This is a genomic window from Oceanotoga teriensis (assembly GCF_003148465.1).
GTDB lineage: Bacteria > Thermotogota > Thermotogae > Petrotogales > Petrotogaceae > Oceanotoga > Oceanotoga teriensis.
Map to the genome: position 1 here is coordinate 26,685 of NZ_QGGI01000013.1, position 17,170 is coordinate 43,854.

Sequence of the window (17,170 nt, forward strand, 5' to 3'; positions counted from 1 at the left end):
AAATAAAAGGACTGACCTTATTGATCAGTCCTTTTTAAACTAATATTTTTTATTTTTCTTTTAATATTACTTTGTAATATTTTATCTACTCTTTGAACTTTTTTAGGATCTTCATCATTTAAAGAAATGTTTTTTTCTTTTTTTATGAGTATTCTGTCTAAATCTTTATAACTTATACCCATTGCAAATTCATCTGTTATACCAGGTATAAGATCTGGTGATGGAGATTTATTTATTATTTTATCTGGTATATTCAAAAAATTAGCCATTTCTATTACTTCTGTTTTGTATAAATGAATTAATGGCTCTATATCACTGGAATCGTCACCATATTTGACATAAAAACCACTTTTTTCTTCAGTTTTATTTGTAGTGCCTGCAACACAATATCCTTTTTTTTCTGCTTCAAAGTAGAGAAGATTAAGTCTTACTCTATGTTTTACTCTATAATATGCTAATCCTTCTAAAAAAGATTTATTTCCTTCATCTTTTAAGTCTGATATAAAAGTATCTGGAGATTCATTTGCCCATCTTTTTTTTACATATTTTTCTTGAATTTTTCTCGGTATAAAAAACGAAGGAGGTTGTAATTTATAGACTTTCATTGATTTCAATATAGGTTTTAAATTTATTATTTTATATTTTATATTTAGATGATCACATACTAATTTAGAATCAGATATAGTTTGTTTATCAGAATCTCTTTCGGGAAGTAAAAGACCAAAGACAGACTCTTTTCCAACTGAATCAACACATAATTTTGCACATACAGCAGAATCAATTCCGCCACTTATACCTATAATTATTCCATTATATGAATATTTACTATAAAACGAATATATAAATTCTTTAATTTTTTGTACTTCTTTTTCCATAACTAGTCCCCCCATATTTTATCTATATATTATCTAATAATGATGTGTGATTTTCAGATCTTATATATATACCTGTTGTAGATATATTTGTATGTCCAAGTATATATCTAACTTCTTCGAGATTTTTTCCAGAATTTAATAGTTTTTTAGCACAGGTATGTCTAAGAGCATGAGGTGTTGCATTTATATAATTTATATTTTTACCAGATTGTTTTAAAATATCTATTTTTTGATTTGCCATTAGAACATATTTTTTAAATCTTCTTTGCATAGTTCTTTGTGTTGGCAATGAGTCAGATATTTCAAATACATAATCTTTTCCAGAAGTTTTTATGAGATTTTCTGCATATTCTAAAGTTATTTTTAAGATTCTTTCCTTTGCACCTTTACCTGTTATTATCAATTCAGCATGATCATTATAAAAAATTATATTTTCTTTCTTTAGATTTAAAGCTTCTGAAATTCTTAATCCTACTTTCAATAATAGATTAAAAAATATATAGTCAAATTTGTTTTCTTTTTGTATTATATCAAATAGTATTGTTTCTTGAACATTATTTATGCCTTTAGGAGATTGTTCAGGTATTTTAGCATTAGCGTCTTTCCAATAGTTTAAACCATTAATATAATTATTTTCATATAAATAATTTAGAAAAGATCTCAGAACAACAATACGAAGTTTTATAGTTCTTGGCGAGAGTTGTGAAGAGTCTTCTAAATATTTTAAAAAGGCTATTTTATTTAATCCATATTTTTTCATATACTTATTATAATTATTTAGTATTTTTTTATACTCTTTAATTGTAGAGTCTGCTCTTCTTTTTATAAATTTCAAATGAGACAAAAATTCTTCTATATAATTATCTGTTAATTCATTCATTTTATATACATCTTCCTTATTATAAGTTATAAGATTTAAAATTAAAGATCTTTTATAAATTATATCAAATTTTTTTAAATATAATATTCTTATTTTTATGGTAATATAGTTAAGAATGCTAATTAATATAAATTGTTGGAGGATAAAACTATGAATAATAATAAAATTCTTACAAATAAGTATATGGTTATTTTTCTTGCTTTCATTTGTTGTATTTTATGGGGAAGTGCTTTTCCAGTATTGAAAATATCATATTCTGAGATGAATCTAAACTCTAATGATATTTGGGAAAAAGTAGTTTTTGCAGGTATAAGATTTTTAGGATCAAGTATAATTCTTTTTACATATTTAATTTTTAATAAAAAAGGAATAAATAATCTAAAAATTAAAGATAGAAATATTTTATTTGAACTTTTTTTGTTAGGACTTTTACAAACAACTATTCAATATTTTTTCTTTTATAATGGATTGGCAAATACTTCTGGAATGAAAGGGGCTATTTTACAATCTTCAAGTACTTTTATAACTGTTATATTAGCTCATTTTATATATAATAATGATAAAATAAATTTTAATAAAATTATAGGACTTTTAACAGGCATTTTAGGAATTATATTTTCAAATTGGGGCAAAGACTTTAGTTTTGATTTTAATTTTTTTGGAGAAGGGTTTTTAATTTTTGCTGGTATTATATCTTCTTTTGGTACTTTTCTTGCTAAAAGATTATCTAAAAATATACATCCTTTTTTAGTTTCTGCTTGGCAAATGTTTATGGGATCTATTCTTATGATAATTATTGGTGTTTTTCATATGAAAAAACCACTTGAATTTACTACTTTATCATTAACTCTTTTAATCTATTCTTCTTTTTTATCTGCAATAGCTTTTGGGTTATGGTATTCCTTACTTAAATATAATAAAGCAGGAGAAGTTAGTATTTATAGATTTATGATTCCAGTTTCAGGAAGTATACTTTCTGTTTTGTTTATTCCAGATGAAAAATTTAGTATTCAAATTTTATTTGCACTATTTATGGTTGCAATAGGTATCTTTGCAGTTAATTATAAAAAGAAATAAACCTCCGCTTAAGGCAGAGGTTTATTTCTTGATAATGTATATAGTTTATACCATTCTTTTCTTGTTAATTCTATAGTTTCACAATCTTTAACTAATTTTATCCTTTCTGGATTGCTTGTTCCTATTACAGGATTTATATTTGAGGGATGTTTTAGTATAAAAGATAATACTATGGAATCTGGTGTTGTGTTTTTTTCTTGAGCTAATTTATATATATATTTTTTTGTTTTTGAAATACTTTCTATTGATTCTTTTTCATCGAGAATTTCAAAATTTTTTCCAGTGTATAGACCTCCAGCCATAGGGCTCCAAGCTTGTATTTCTATATTGTTTGTCATCATATATTCCAAAAGACCTGGAGTAAAAGAACTTTTGAATCCTTCATCATTGTTTATACCTATTGTAGAATCTAACCAATCAAGTTTTTTTAAACTTATTTCAAGTTGATTTATTGAAATTTCAGTATTAGTTGATTTTTTTATATATTCTATTTGATATTGATTCATGTTTGAAACTCCAATTTTTTTTACTATTTTATGATCTAAAAGATATTGAAAAGCATTTTTTAAATCTTTTATATTCATTAAGGGATCAGGTCTATGTAATAATAATGTATCTATATAATCTGTATTTAATCTTTTTAATGAATCTTTTACAGAATCTATAATATGTTTTTCAGAAAAATCATATCTTGCTACACCATCGATATTTTTTAAAATAATTCCAACTTTAGTTTGAATTATAATTTCTTTTCTGATATTTGAATTGTTTTTTAAAAAGGCTCCGAATACTTCTTCTGATTTCCCATTTTGATATATATCTGCTAAGTCAAATTTTGTTATTCCTATAGAAAGAGCTGTTTGAAGAGCTTTTTCAGCTTGTTCTATACTTTTTTTTGTTATTTTTGGTTCATCCCATCCTCCACCAAGACCCATAGTGCCATAGTAAATTCTTTTTAATTTAGTTTTTGACATTTGAGTACATCTCCTTTTATAAAAATCGTCTCCAAAATATTTGAATAAATGGAGACGATTTATTTTATTTTAATGGTATAGGATTTATATGTTATTTAATTCTTTTAATATAGATTCTTTAAACAATTTAAGTTTGTTTTCTGATTCTTTTAAAGTTTTTCCTTTTGAATATATATAAACTTTTATTTTAGGTTCTGTTCCAGAAGGTCTTACTGCATACCAAGAGCCGTCTTCAAACCAGAATCTTAAAACATTTGATTTTGGTATATCAACTTCTGAATTTTTATTATTTATTATATCATATTCTTTTTCTTCTTGATAATCAACATATTTTATTAGTTTTATATCATTTACGTTTTTTGGAAAATTTTTTCTATAATTTATCATCATATTAGAAATTTTTTCTTTTCCTTCAAGACCTTCAAGAACTATTGAAAAATTATTTTCTCTATAATATCCATATTTTATATATATCTCTTCTAATACATCTAAAAGAGTTTTGCCTTTTGTTTTATAATAAGCAGCTGCTTCAGAAAGGAACATTGAAGATATTACTCCATCTTTATCTCTTACAAATGTACCTGTTACATATCCAATGCTTTCTTCATATCCAAAATGAAATGTCTTGTTTTGTTTTAAAAGTTCATTTTCTTTTCCACATATATTCTTAAATCCTGTTAATGTTTCATATGTTTTTACACCATAACTTTCTGCAATAACTTTTCCGAGATCTCCAGTGACAATAGATTTAACAATAAAACCATCATTGTTTATCAAATTTTTTTCATTTTTACTTTCAAGAATATAATTTATTAGAATAGCTCCAGTTTGATTACCATTTAATGGAATATATTCTCCATTTCCATCTTTAACTTCAACTGCTAGTCTGTCACAATCTGGATCTGTAGCTATAAGTATTTCAGCATTTTCTTTTTTTCCTAAACTTTCAGAATATTTAAAAGCTTTTGTATCTTCTGGATTTGGATATCCTACAGTTGTAAAGTTTGGATCTGGATTTTCTTGTTCTGGTACAACTATAACATTTTTAAATCCTCTTTCTTTTAATACTCTTCTAACGGGAATATTTCCTGTACCATTTAATGGAGTATATATTATTTTTATATCTTTATCTAATTCTTCATCTCTTATTGCTAATGATTTTACTAATCTTGTATATTCGTCATCTACTTCTTTTCCTATTATTGTTAATAAATTTTCTTCTTTAGCTTTCTCTAAATCTAAATATTTTATTTCTTCAAATGATTTTATATTTTTTATATTGTTGGTTATTCCATCTGCAACTTCTGATAATATTTGAGAACCTTCTTCCCAATAAACTTTATATCCATTGTATTCTTTTGGATTATGACTCGCAGTTATAACTATTCCAGAAGTAGCTTTAAAATATCTTATAGCAAATGAAAGTTCAGGAGTTGGTCTTATATCTTCAAATAAATATACTTTTATTCCATTTGCAGTTAAAACGGATGAAGCTATTTCAGAAAATTCTTTAGAAAAATGCCTAACATCATAAGCTATAGCAACACCCTTCTTAGCATATTCTTTTCCTCTAAAATTTATATAATCGGCTAATCCTTGTGTAGCCTTTGCAACTGTATATATATTCATTCTATTGCTTCCAGCACCCAATATACCTCTTAAACCAGCAGTGCCAAATTCAAGATCAAATATAAATCTGTTTTTAATTTCTTCTTCATCGTCTTTTATAGACAACAATTCTTGTTTTGTTTGCTCATCAATTACAGGACTGTTTAACCATTCCAAATATTTTTCTTTGTAGTTCATCATATTAAACCTCCATTTTTAAAAGATGTTTTTATTTTTTTTAATGATTTTAAAAGGATTTCTTTAGGAGTTGCAATATTCATTCTAAAAAAACCTTTTCCATCTTCTCCAAATATACTACCTTCTTCTAATCCTATATTAGCTTTGTTTATTAAAATATCCTTAATTTCTTCTTCAGAAGCAATATTTTTTAAGTTTATCCATAATAAATAAGTACCTTCTGGAGTTATTATTTTTGAATTAGGTATTTCTTTATTAAAAAAATCGATAGTAATGTTAATGTTTTCTTTTAGATATTTTATTAAGTATTCTAACCATAATTCACCGTGTTTGTATGCTGCAATAAATGCTTCTTGACTTAATGCATTGATCATTGAATTTCCTATTTTTTCTATAGTTTCATCGAATTGTTTTTTTAAATATTCATTTGGAATTATAGCATTGGAAGCTTGTAATCCAGCAATATTAAATGTTTTACTTGGCGAATAAAAAGTTATAGAATTTTCTTTTATATTATTGTTTAAATTTGCTATTGGTTCATGTTTATTATTTTCATATATTAAATCTGAATGTATTTCGTCGGATATCAATAATACATCATTATCAATACATATATTTGAAATTTTTATTAAGTCATCTTTAGACCAGACTTTTCCAATTGGATTGTGAGGGTTACATAATATCATCATTTTTACATCATATTGTTTTATTTTATTTTCAAGATCTTTAAAATCAATACTATAAATATTGTCTGAATATATTAATGGATTTGTGACTATATTTCTGTTTAAATTTTTTATAACATTAAAAAAAGGATAATAGACAGGAGTTTGAATTAATATATTATCTTTTTCTTTGGTATAAGTATATATTGCAAGTTTTAATCCTGGAACAACTCCTGGTACATAACTTATCCAATTTTTATCTATTTTCCATTTGTGTTTTTTATAGATCCAATTTATAAAAACATCATAATATTCATCAGAGGTTTTTGTATATCCAAATATTCCATGCTCTGTGCGTTTTGATAATGCTTTTATTATATCATTACTTGATTTAAAGTCCATATCAGCAACCCACATAGGAGTAATATTTTCTTTTCCAAATATTTGCTCGAGATTGTCCCATTTTATACAATTGGTATTTTTTCTTTCTATTATTTTATCGAAATTTATATTTTCCATTTATTTTTCCCCCTTTATATAAAGTATATCAAAAAAATTTGTATTATTGAATTTTAAGAAAAATAGAGATATTTAAAGATAAAATGATTTTAAATAAACTCTTTCAATCTAAACAATTTATTTAGAATTTAACTTATCTTTATAAAAATGGTAAAATATAAGTGTCTCAGGGTAGATTTCTCTCTTTAAAACATTCATAAAATATAAACAGTGGGATCTGTTAAGTGCTTCTTAAAAAGAAGCACTTTTTTTATAATTATTAATGGAGGTATTTATATGTCTTATGTTTCTGTTATAGGGGGTATTAACATTGATTTAAATGCTAAAACTGATTATAATTATAAATTTAATTCTAATCCTGGAAATATATTTTATTCTGCTGGCGGTGTTGGAAGAAATATTGCGGAAAATATTTCAAAGTTAGGAATTAAAACATATTTATTTGGGGTTGTTGGATTGGATATATTTGGGGAGTATGTTATTGATACTACTAAAAATATTAATTTGGATTTAAGTAGAATTTTGAAAACGAAAAAATATAGTACAGGAATTTATCTTTCTATTTTAAATAATGATAATGATATGAGTTATGCTATTTCTGATATGAAAATAAATTCTTTAATAGATAGGAATTATATAAAAAATAATTTAGAAATTTTATTAAATTCAAAATTATGCATTATAGATACTAATTTAGATTATGAAACTATATTATATATTGTACATTTTTTAAATTGCAATAAAATAAAATATATAATTGAACCTGTATCTATACAAAAAATTAACAAACTTTATAATATAAAAGAAAATATACAATGTATAACACCAAATATAGTAGAATTAAGAAATTTTATTGATGAAGATTTTGTTTTTAATAATGAGAAAGAGGATAATGATAATGATATAAAAAAAATTTTTGATTTGATAAAATATAAAATTAATTTTATTGATGATATTATAGTAACACTTGGTAAAGATGGTGTATTATTTTTTGATATAATTAATGATGAATATTTTTATGAAAAATCTTTTAGTATAGAGGTTATTAATGCAAATGGGGCAGGTGATGCATTTTTAGCTGGATATTCTTATGGGATTTATAATGAATTTGATAAAATAAAAAGTGTTAGATTGGGTATTTGTAATTCTTTAATAAATTTACAATCTGATGATACTGTTAGTAAGTTATTATCTGAAGATCTTCTTAAAAAAACTTATTGGAGGTTTTATAATGAATTTATTTGAAAAGTATATTGATGTTTTACCAGAAATTAAAGATGCACTTGATAATAATAAACCTGTTGTTTCACTGGAATCTACAATCATATCTCACGGGATGCCTTATCCAAAAAATGTTGAGACTGCTACTGAAGTTGAAAATATAGTTAGAAAAAATGGGGCTATTCCTGCAACTATAGCGATAATTGATGGTAGAATTAAGATAGGACTCGATAAAAAACAACTCGAATTTATGGGGAATTCTGAAAATATTTTAAAAGCGAGTAGAAGAGATATACCTTATATTATAGCGAATAAACTTAGTGCTGCTACAACAGTTTCGGCAACTATGATATGTTCCAATTTATCCGGCATTAGAACTTTTGCAACTGGTGGTATTGGAGGTGTCCATAGAAATGCTTCTGAAACTTTTGATATATCAGCAGATTTACAAGAGTTATCAAGTACAAATGTTTGTGTTATTTGTGCAGGAGCTAAGGCTATTTTAGATCTAAAATTAACTTTAGAATATCTTGAAACTTTAGGAGTTCCTGTATTGGGTTATAAAACGGAAGAATTGCCGGCATTTTATTCGAGAGAGAGTGGTTTAAAGGTTAATTATAAAGTTGAAAGTCCTGAAGAAATAGCTTGTATAATGAAATCTAAATGGGATTTGAATATTAATGGAGGAGTTTTGGTAACTAATCCTATTCCCAAAAAAATGTCTATGAATACAAATTTTATAAATAAAGCTATAGATGCTTCGATTGAAGAGGCAGATAGCTTAGGAATAGAAGGTAAAGAATTGACTCCTTTTTTATTGGCAAAGATAAAAGATTTAACAGGTGGAAGTTCTTTGGAATCGAATATTGCATTAGTTTATAATAATGCTGAATTGACTGCTAAAATAGCTTTAGAGTATTCCAATTTATTAAAATGAAAACAAAAATAATTTTTAAATGAGATTTTATATCTCATTTTTTTATTTTTATTATATAATTGTATTGTCAACTATTATTTATGAAAAATTAACTCTTTAAAGGGGGGATCTTTTAATGGAAGATAGTTTTAGTATTGAAAATTTTGTAGGTATTTTAAAAAATAAAAAAAAGGATGAAGCTATACTTTATTGTATAGAATATTTAAAGTCTTTTCCTAACATTAATCCTTTAAATGTTTATGAGAAATTTATACTTCCTTTTTTAAGTAATTATCAATGTTTTTATGAAGAAGAGTTTTGTGTTTGGGAAGAGCATTTTATTAGTTCTACTTTTAATTCTATCATAGGGTCTGTTTATCCTTATCTAATAAGTTATAGAAAAGTTTTATTAGATAAAAATGAAGTGACTTTGAAAAATAAAACGATTTTATTTGCTTGTCCAAGTGAAGAATATCATGAGTTAGGGATTAAAATTGTTAGTGATTATTTTTATATGGAAGGATTTAATGTTTATTATTTGGGTGCGAATACTCCACAAGAAGAAATTTTTAGAGGGGCTAAAATTTTAAATGTAGATTTTATAGCTCTTAGTGTTAGTAATCCGTATAATATTTTAACTTTGAAAAGAACTATAAAATATTTAAAAAGAAATATTAATGAAATGAATTTGAATATGAAAATAATAGTTGGTGGAGGAGCTTTTAAGAATAATAAAACTCTTGTTGATGAAGTTGATGCAGATTTTTTTGTAGATGATATATCAAATATTAATGAATTTTCTGATAGAATGTTTAAGGAGGGGTGATATGAGACTTTCTTTTGATATTGCATGGAGATTTTTGAAAAAAAGTGGAGGACAAACTTTTTTAATAGTAGCTGGAATTTCTATTGGTGTTGCTATACAAATATTTATTGGACTGCTAATACAAAGTTTACAGATTAATTTGATAGAAGATCTTATAGGAAATTCACCTCATATTATTTTAAAGGCAAAAGATAATTATATTAAAGATTATAAAAATATTATTGAAGAATTTAGAATTTATGATGATATTACTTTTATTAATGAGAGTAATGTAGAACCTTTAACATTGGTTGTAAATGATGAAAATTTTAATATGATAATGAAAGGAATAAATTTTGAAGAAGGTTATGAAATTTATGATTTAAAGGAAAAAATAGATACTGATTTGAATGAAGAAGGTATATATTTGGGAGCAAATTTTAAAGATGATTATGGTTTAAAAGTTGGAGATGATGTAGAGTTTTTTGTAGTTAAATTTAGAAAATTATTTAAAGCTAAAATTGTTGGTTTTTTTGATTTTGATAATTCTAATTTAAATAGTTCTTGGATGATCGCATCAAATAAATATATGAGTAGTTTATTTGATTATGATAATAATTTTTCTATAATAGAAATGCAAATTGATAAGCCTCTTGATGTTGAATTGATCTATAATTCATTGATTAATGATAATAATATAAATTATTCTGATTTAGAATTAACTAATTGGAAATTAGAAAATGAAAGTTTTGTTGGAGGTCTTAATGGCCAAAGCGCTTCAAGTTTGATTATACAAATTTTTGTAATTGTTTCTGTAGCTTTAGCTATTTCAAGTGTTTTGACTATAAGCGTGTTGCAAAAATCTAAAGAAATAGGTATTTTAAAGGCAATGGGTATAAACAATAACAGTGCAAGTTTTATTTTTATTTATCAAGGATTTCTTTTAGGGGTTATAGGAGCTATAGTAGGATTAATTTTTGCTTTCTTACTTTTATGGATGTTTTCAACTTTTGCTATTAATTCTGATGGAAGTCCCGTAGTTAAAATAACTATTAATTATTTTTATATTTCTTTATCTGTTTTAATTGCAATTTTTTCATCTACAATTGCCTCAGTAATTGCAGCAAGAAAATCTTCAAAATTAAGTCCAATTGAGGTGATAAAGAATGGATAATGTAATAATTTTAAGTAAAATAAATAAAGAATATGGATCAAAAATTAAAACTAAGGTATTATATGATATAGATCTTGAAATAGAAGAAAAAAGTTTTAATTCTATTGTTGGACAATCGGGGTCTGGAAAATCAACATTATTGAATATAATGGGAACGCTTGATAACCCTACATCAGGGGATGTTATTATAAATGGAAATAATGTCAAAGACTTTGGTAAAAAAGATTTGTCTATATTGAGAAATAGAAATATTGGTTTTATATTTCAATTTCATTATCTTATAAATGAATTTACAGTGCTTGAAAATATTTTGATCCCTTATAGGATGTATAATAGAAAAATAGATGATATAATAATAAACAAGGCTTATGAGTTGATGGATTATGTTGGCATTTATAAGTATAAAAATAATTATGCAAATCAAATTTCAGGTGGTCAACAACAAAGAACAGCAATAGCGAGATCTTTAATTAATTCTCCTGAAATTGTTCTTGCAGATGAACCAACGGGAAATTTAGATTCTGTTACTACTGAAGAAGTTTATAAACTTTTTAGAACTATATATAATGATTTTGGAACTTCTTTTGTTATAATAACTCATGATAAAAAAGTTGCAGAGAGAACAGATAGAATTATAGAAATTACAGATGGGAAAATTTCTTCTGATATCAAAATTATATAATGTATATTTTTTATACAAAGTATATCTTTTTATATAAAGATATACTTTGTTTTTAATGTATAAATAGAAAAAATAATATATATCATATATATATTGTAAATTAAATAAAAAATAAAATTTTGATTATATAAAATAATTTATCATAAGCGAACCATCTATTCAAACTAATTTCTTAAGATTCCAGTCGGAAAACCTAAGTTTTCCGACAAAGATTTATAGATTTTATGAAATTTTTTTAATTTTATAAAAATAACCTCCCTTTATATTGCTTTTAGAAAGCTTTTTTTGGTAAAATATGTATAATCTATTTAAAAAGAGGGTGTTTTTGATTTAAAAGCATTTTAAGGCGTTGTTTTGGTTTTTAAAGATTTTATTATATTGATCAATATTTATGTATTGTATAGTTTTTTGTACAATACATAATTGGAGGTTTTTTGATGAAAAAACATTATTCAAAAAAAAGTACTGAAAAAAAAATAGAAAAATTGTATAATTTTTCTAGATCAGAATTAATTGAAAATGGAATTCAAAAATATAATTTTGAAAAGGTCATAAAATATGCCGGACTAAGTAAAGCAACTGTTTATAAAAAATTTAAAAATAGAAAAAATTTTATAATAGAAACTATAAAATTTTTGATTGATGATTACATAGAACCTTTTAAAAAATTATTAGACGATGTTGAGTCTTTTGATGAAGTTTTTGATTTTCTTTATGGTTTAAATATAGATTTTAAAGAAATTTTAGATATTTATCCTATTGAAGATCTTTTTTCTGATTTTGAAATTTTAGATTTTATAAACAATTATTATTATGAAAAATTTGGTATTATTATTAAAAATAAAATTGAAGAATTTAAAATTAAAGGTGAAATTCGTAATGATATAAAAACAGATTTTATTTTTGAATATATTACTTCTGTTACAAAAAGTATTGGAAATCTTTTGTCTAAATATGAGTATAAAGAAGTTATTGAAAGTTTTTCTATTTTAATAAATTCTTCTTTAAAAAATGATTTTTAATTTATAAGGATGTGATTTTTGAATGAAATTAGTGGCCTTGTTTAATGCGGGTTTAGAAAAATTAGTTAAAAATGAATTGAAGAGTAATGGTATCAATTCTATGGAAAATTCAAGAGGTATGATTTTTTTTGACGGTGATTTAGATTTAATTTATAAACTAAATTTGAATTCAAGATTAATAGAAAAAATTTTAATATGTGTTGGAGAGTTTAAAGCAGAGACTTATGATGAACTTTTTGATAATATATATTCTTTAAATTGGTATGATTTTATAAAAAAAGATGATGGTGTTATTATTAACAAAATTTCATCTAAAAGATCTAAATTATTCTCTGAAAAAACTATTCAATCTATAGTTCAAAAGGCTATTTATAAAAAACTTATGGATAAATACTCTTTAAATTATATACAAGAAAATAGTAAAATAAATATTAGAATTTATTCTTTTAAAGATAACTTTATGATTTTACTTGATACAACAGGTATACCTTTAAGTAAAAGAGGTTATAGAAAGTTAATTTCTCAAGCTCCATTGAAAGAAACTTTAGCTGCTTCTTTATTATTTTTTTCTCATTGGAAAAGGAAATATCCATTATATGATCCGTTTTGTGGCAGTGGAACTATACCAATTGAAGCTGCTTCTTATGCTTTTAATATTCCTCCAGGAATAAATAGAAATTTTGATTTTTCTTTATTAAAAAATTTTGATGTAGATCTTTTTAATATCATAAAAAAAGATCTTAAAGGTAAAATAAATACTTCTTATGAAATAAATATTTTTGGAAGTGATAAAGAACAGCATATGATTGAAACTTCTTTTAAAAATTCTGAATATTATGAAATAAATGATAAAATTAATTTCTATAAATGTTCAATGGAAGAAATCAGAAATAAAGGATTTGATTTTGGTTATGTTATTTCTAATCCTCCTTATGGTGAAAGATATAGAGATTCTAATTATGCAATAAAGATATATGAACAAATGAGATTTTTTCATAAGGAATTTAAAAATTGGAATTATTGTTTTATAACTTCTAGAGATGATTTTGAAAAACACTTTAATTTGAAAGCTACTTTTAAAAAAGGAATTTCAAATGGTAAAATGAATAACATTATTTATTATTTTAAATAATGATGGGAGTGATTTTTGTGAAATATTTTAAAAAAATATTTTTAATTACAATCTTATTATTGATTTCTTTACAAGCTTTTTCTGCCTATATTGAAAAATATAAAAGATATGATGAATATAATGATATTTTAACAGATTCCTTAAAAAAAAATAACTATGAAGAAAATAAAAAAGAGGTTGAAAAAAAATTGGAAGATTTTGATAATAATTTGAAGGTTATTAATAATGATGATATTATAATTGATGAGATTCTTTTAAATAAGTTAAAAAATTTTGAAGGTTTTTCTTCTTTAGAAATCAGAAATATGGATAATGATATTATTTTTGGATATAATAATTATAAATATTTTATACCGGCTTCTTTAACTAAATTATTTACTTCTTACGTAACCCTTGAAAAACATTCTAAAGATTTTTATTTTAAAACTTTTTTATATTCTGATTATAATATAAGTAGTAATTTTACGGGAAATCTTTATATTAAAGGAATGGGTGATCCAGTTTTAAAACTTGAAGATGTTGAAAATATGATAAAAAGTATAAAATCAGCAGGTATTAAAAAAATTTATGGTGATTTTATAATAGATTTTAGTTTATTTAATGATGAAGGTTTTGGAAGAGGTTGGATGTGGGATGATCCTCAACCACAAATTGCTTCTTTTAATATACATTTAAGTTCTCACGAAGTATTTAAATATAAAACTAATATGGAAATTAAAGATTATATTTTATTTGTTATTTCTAATTTATTTGATAAATATGATATTAAATTTTATGGGGAATTTAAATTTGAAAATTTTGATGAAAAAAATTTAAATATTTTATATGAAAATAATTCGGATAATCTTTTAAATATAATAAAAGAAATGCTTGAAAAAAGTGATAATCAAATAGCTGAAATGCTTTTTAGATATAATGGAATTAATAATGGTATTTCTAATATAGAATCATCCATAAAAAATAATTCGAAGATTTTATCAAAAGTTATTGATGATGATTTTATTATTTATGATGGTTGTGGACTTTCTATGTATAATTTAGTAACTCCTAATATGGTTAATGAAATTAATGTTTTACTTCATAAAAATTTTAAAGATGATTATTTAAAGATTCTTGCTTCTCCTTATGAGAATAGTACTATTGAAAATAGGTTTAATTATTCTATATGGGCAAAAACAGGAACTTTATATTCAGATTCTGGAATTAGTGGAATTATAAAAACAAAAAAGAATAATTATTTTTATTTTACAATGATTGAAAATAACTATGTTTTTGATAAGTATGAAGTTAAAAAATTCGAAAATGATATTTTAAATTATATTTATAATAATTATTAAAAAAGAAGAGACTAAAGTCTCTTCTTTTTTAGAGTTTGTAATATAAAGGAATACCATTTTTATATTCCGGATAACTTTCACCTTTTATTAAAGGTTTTGCATATTCTATAAATTTTTCATTTACATCCATACCATCTTCTGTTATATATTCATCAGGTATAAATTTAGTTTGATTTGCTATCATATTTAGATCTATGTAATCGAAAGTTATTTCATATGGTTTATTTGAAATTCTTTTAAAGGTTACCATTTTTCCATTAATGCCTTTTAAAGCATATTCTACCGCGTATTCTCCAGCTTTTATAGCTTCTTTTACATCGCATAAACTTGATATATGTCTTCCAGATCTTTGAAGATAATCAGGTATTGCAACATGAGATTTTTCACCTAATTCTTTCATTAGTATTGTAGATAATGTCTTTCCTACAAAGCCTAATTGAGTATTTCCAAAATTATCATTATAACCTAAATCAGATAAAAAATTGTTTTGTTCATCTTTAATTCCTTCTGAAACAGCTATACTACAATAACCATATTCAGATAATGTTTTTTTTACTTTCATTAAAAATCTTTCTTTGTTAAAGGCTCTTTCAGGTATAAGGATTATATGAGGACCAAAATCGGAATTTAATCTTGCTAAAGCTGTGGAAGCTGTTAACCATCCCGCATGTCTACCCATTGTTTCTAAAATGAAAATTCTTGTTGAATCATAACACATACTTTTTACATCGATACTGCCTTCTAATGCAGATATTGCTAAGTATTTTGCAGTGGACCCATAACCTGGTGTGTGATCAGTAAAACACAGGTCATTATCTATGGTTTTAGGTATTCCAATAACTTTTAAATCGAATTTTATTTTTTTTGAATATTCATATATTAAATTAGCTGTATCCATTGAATCATTTCCGCCATTATAGAAAAAATATCTTATGTTATTTTTTTTGAAAGTATCAAAAATTTTTTTTAAATATCCTTCATCATTTAAAGATAATTTTTTTCTACAAGAACCAAAAGCACTTGATGGAGTAAACTCTAAAAGATTTATTTTATCAATATCTTGAGAGTTTAATATTATTAGATTATTTTCAGCTATACCATTAATACCATTAATACCTATGAATAAATTTTCAATAGTATCTTTATTATCAATTATCTTTCTATAAACGCCTAAAGCAGAAGCATTTATTACACTGGTTACACCACCAGACTGAGCATAAACTGCATTTACCATAGATTTTTCTACCTCCAATTTTTATAAGTAAGCTATATTTTCATCATTTAATTCTATATTATTTGTATTTTTTTCGTCTGCGGGAATTACCATTCCAAATCCTTGAGCATTTTTAGCACCTAAACCTGAATTTATTGCTAACTCAATCAGTTTTTTGTTTCCTACTAATTTAAAATAGCCTGTCCAACCTTTTATAATAATTCCTTTATAAAATAATAATTTCTCGTTTTTTTCTGTTATTCCATAAGGTTCTATACTAAATTTTTCTTCATCAAGTTCAAGATTCATTGCATTAGCTTTTCTTTTTAAATTATCTTCTACAAGTTTTTTAAAATCTGTTGAATATGGAGAAAAATAATGAGTATATCTATTTCCGTTTGGTAGTATAATAGTAGAGTAAGTTGTTATAGGCGATAAGGTTTTAACTAATAAGGAATCTTCAAATTCGTTTACTAATATTTCTGATTTTTCTAAAATAAAGTAATTTTTTTCAATTCTAAAGGTCTCTTCTTTTTCAATTGACTCGTAAATAGCATTTAAGATCTCTCTCATTGGAGATGCAAAATAAACTACAAAAGGACCATAAAACTTCATTCTTTTATTTACTACTTTAAAAGAATCTAAAGGATAAATTCTAGAAAATGTGAATAGTTTTAATTTCTTGTTTTCTATCACAGTACCATCATCGTGATAATCTGGCATTATTTTCCCCATTAAATTGTAAAATAGACCTTGTAATGGTCGGTTATAATGCACAGGTAAATTTACTTCTTCGTTGTTTATAGGCTGAAATACTAACTTCAAAATCATAAAATACCCCCCTTACTGGATTGGTGAAACTTGTTAGCTTT

Annotated in this window: 16 protein-coding genes; 9 read left to right on the forward strand and 7 right to left on the reverse strand. The window is 24.0% G+C overall.

What is annotated here, in order from left to right; genetic code table 11:
• Positions 1-17: 17 nt before the first annotated feature.
• Both nadE and C7380_RS09345 read right to left on the reverse strand, forming a co-directional pair.
• Positions 18-875, reverse strand: a complete 858-nt coding sequence (nadE, locus tag C7380_RS09340; RefSeq protein WP_109605242.1) for an NAD(+) synthase — start codon at positions 873-875, stop codon at positions 18-20.
• Between the two features lie 22 nt (positions 876-897).
• Complete coding sequence (locus C7380_RS09345; protein WP_109605243.1) at positions 898-1,755, reverse strand: tyrosine-type recombinase/integrase; 858 nt, start codon at positions 1,753-1,755, stop codon at positions 898-900.
• A gap of 150 nt (positions 1,756-1,905) precedes the next feature.
• On the opposite strand from C7380_RS09345, the gene C7380_RS09350 reads away from it, so the two are divergent.
• Positions 1,906-2,832, forward strand: coding sequence for a DMT family transporter (locus tag C7380_RS09350; RefSeq protein WP_109605244.1), 927 nt, complete (start codon positions 1,906-1,908; stop codon positions 2,830-2,832).
• 8 nt (positions 2,833-2,840) lie between these two features.
• Here C7380_RS09350 and C7380_RS09355 read toward each other — a convergent pair whose 3' ends face one another.
• The 3 genes from C7380_RS09355 to C7380_RS09365 all read right to left on the reverse strand — a co-directional run bounded on the left by C7380_RS09355 (position 2,841) and on the right by C7380_RS09365 (position 6,796).
• Positions 2,841-3,806: an aldo/keto reductase gene (locus C7380_RS09355; protein ID WP_109605245.1), complete on the reverse strand. Its 966-nt coding sequence runs from the start codon at positions 3,804-3,806 to the stop codon at positions 2,841-2,843.
• Between the two features lie 84 nt (positions 3,807-3,890).
• Entirely contained in the window at positions 3,891-5,612 is a 1,722-nt protein-coding gene (locus tag C7380_RS09360; protein ID WP_109605317.1) for a phospho-sugar mutase, read from the reverse strand.
• Positions 5,612-6,796, reverse strand: a complete 1,185-nt coding sequence (locus C7380_RS09365; RefSeq protein WP_109605246.1) for a MalY/PatB family protein — start codon at positions 6,794-6,796, stop codon at positions 5,612-5,614. Before C7380_RS09365 ends, C7380_RS09360 begins: the two co-directional genes overlap by 1 nt.
• A 276-nt stretch (positions 6,797-7,072) precedes the next feature.
• Between C7380_RS09365 and C7380_RS09370 the strand changes: the two genes are divergently transcribed.
• The 8 genes from C7380_RS09370 (at position 7,073) to C7380_RS09405 (ending at position 15,085) form a co-directional block, all read left to right on the forward strand.
• Positions 7,073-8,041: a carbohydrate kinase family protein gene (locus C7380_RS09370; protein ID WP_109605247.1), complete on the forward strand. Its 969-nt coding sequence runs from the start codon at positions 7,073-7,075 to the stop codon at positions 8,039-8,041.
• A complete protein-coding gene (locus C7380_RS09375; RefSeq protein WP_109605248.1) occupies positions 8,028-8,954 on the forward strand; it encodes a pseudouridine-5'-phosphate glycosidase in 927 nt (308 codons plus the stop codon). The genes C7380_RS09370 and C7380_RS09375 overlap by 14 nt, the downstream gene beginning before the upstream one ends.
• Positions 8,955-9,069: 115 nt before the next feature.
• Complete coding sequence (locus C7380_RS09380) at positions 9,070-9,759, forward strand: cobalamin B12-binding domain-containing protein (RefSeq protein ID WP_109605249.1); 690 nt, start codon at positions 9,070-9,072, stop codon at positions 9,757-9,759.
• A 1-nt stretch (position 9,760) separates the two neighbouring features.
• On the forward strand, positions 9,761-10,912 hold the full coding sequence (locus C7380_RS09385) for an ABC transporter permease (RefSeq protein WP_158274863.1): 1,152 nt from the start codon (positions 9,761-9,763) through the stop codon (positions 10,910-10,912).
• On the forward strand, positions 10,905-11,594 hold the full coding sequence (locus tag C7380_RS09390) for an ABC transporter ATP-binding protein (protein ID WP_109605251.1): 690 nt from the start codon (positions 10,905-10,907) through the stop codon (positions 11,592-11,594). Before C7380_RS09385 ends, C7380_RS09390 begins: the two co-directional genes overlap by 8 nt.
• A gap of 437 nt (positions 11,595-12,031) precedes the next feature.
• Positions 12,032-12,616, forward strand: coding sequence for a TetR/AcrR family transcriptional regulator (locus C7380_RS09395; protein WP_109605252.1), 585 nt, complete (start codon positions 12,032-12,034; stop codon positions 12,614-12,616).
• A gap of 22 nt (positions 12,617-12,638) precedes the next feature.
• On the forward strand, positions 12,639-13,748 hold the full coding sequence (locus tag C7380_RS09400; RefSeq protein ID WP_109605253.1) for a THUMP domain-containing class I SAM-dependent RNA methyltransferase: 1,110 nt from the start codon (positions 12,639-12,641) through the stop codon (positions 13,746-13,748).
• 17 nt (positions 13,749-13,765) lie between these two features.
• A complete protein-coding gene (locus C7380_RS09405) occupies positions 13,766-15,085 on the forward strand; it encodes a D-alanyl-D-alanine carboxypeptidase (protein WP_158274864.1) in 1,320 nt (439 codons plus the stop codon).
• A gap of 28 nt (positions 15,086-15,113) precedes the next feature.
• Here the strand turns inward: C7380_RS09405 and C7380_RS09410 are convergent, their stop codons facing one another.
• Positions 15,114-16,319 (reverse strand): 6-phosphofructokinase, encoded by a 1,206-nt coding sequence (locus C7380_RS09410; RefSeq protein WP_109605255.1) that lies wholly within the window; start codon positions 16,317-16,319, stop codon positions 15,114-15,116.
• Between the two features lie 21 nt (positions 16,320-16,340).
• Positions 16,341-17,129 carry a CRISPR-associated endoribonuclease Cas6 gene (cas6, locus tag C7380_RS09415; RefSeq protein WP_109605256.1) on the reverse strand — a complete coding sequence of 263 codons (789 nt, stop codon included), beginning with the start codon at positions 17,127-17,129 and terminating at the stop codon, positions 16,341-16,343.
• Positions 17,130-17,170 lie beyond the last annotated feature (41 nt).

Coding starts and splice junctions, on each gene's coding strand:
- C7380_RS09390 (WP_109605251.1), top strand. CDS start 10,905: ATGGATAATGTAATAATTTTAAGTAAAATAAATAAAGAATATGGATCA.
- C7380_RS09385 (WP_158274863.1), top strand. CDS start 9,761: ATGAGACTTTCTTTTGATATTGCATGGAGATTTTTGAAAAAAAGTGGA.
- cas6 (WP_109605256.1), bottom strand. CDS start 17,129: ATGATTTTGAAGTTAGTATTTCAGCCTATAAACAACGAAGAAGTAAAT.
- C7380_RS09365 (WP_109605246.1), bottom strand. CDS start 6,796: ATGGAAAATATAAATTTCGATAAAATAATAGAAAGAAAAAATACCAAT.
- C7380_RS09375 (WP_109605248.1), top strand. CDS start 8,028: ATGAATTTATTTGAAAAGTATATTGATGTTTTACCAGAAATTAAAGAT.
- C7380_RS09410 (WP_109605255.1), bottom strand. CDS start 16,319: ATGGTAAATGCAGTTTATGCTCAGTCTGGTGGTGTAACCAGTGTAATA.
- C7380_RS09350 (WP_109605244.1), top strand. CDS start 1,906: ATGAATAATAATAAAATTCTTACAAATAAGTATATGGTTATTTTTCTT.
- nadE (WP_109605242.1), bottom strand. CDS start 875: ATGGAAAAAGAAGTACAAAAAATTAAAGAATTTATATATTCGTTTTAT.
- C7380_RS09345 (WP_109605243.1), bottom strand. CDS start 1,755: ATGAATGAATTAACAGATAATTATATAGAAGAATTTTTGTCTCATTTG.
- C7380_RS09360 (WP_109605317.1), bottom strand. CDS start 5,612: ATGAACTACAAAGAAAAATATTTGGAATGGTTAAACAGTCCTGTAATT.
- C7380_RS09370 (WP_109605247.1), top strand. CDS start 7,073: ATGTCTTATGTTTCTGTTATAGGGGGTATTAACATTGATTTAAATGCT.
- C7380_RS09395 (WP_109605252.1), top strand. CDS start 12,032: ATGAAAAAACATTATTCAAAAAAAAGTACTGAAAAAAAAATAGAAAAA.
- C7380_RS09400 (WP_109605253.1), top strand. CDS start 12,639: ATGAAATTAGTGGCCTTGTTTAATGCGGGTTTAGAAAAATTAGTTAAA.
- C7380_RS09355 (WP_109605245.1), bottom strand. CDS start 3,806: ATGTCAAAAACTAAATTAAAAAGAATTTACTATGGCACTATGGGTCTT.
- C7380_RS09380 (WP_109605249.1), top strand. CDS start 9,070: ATGGAAGATAGTTTTAGTATTGAAAATTTTGTAGGTATTTTAAAAAAT.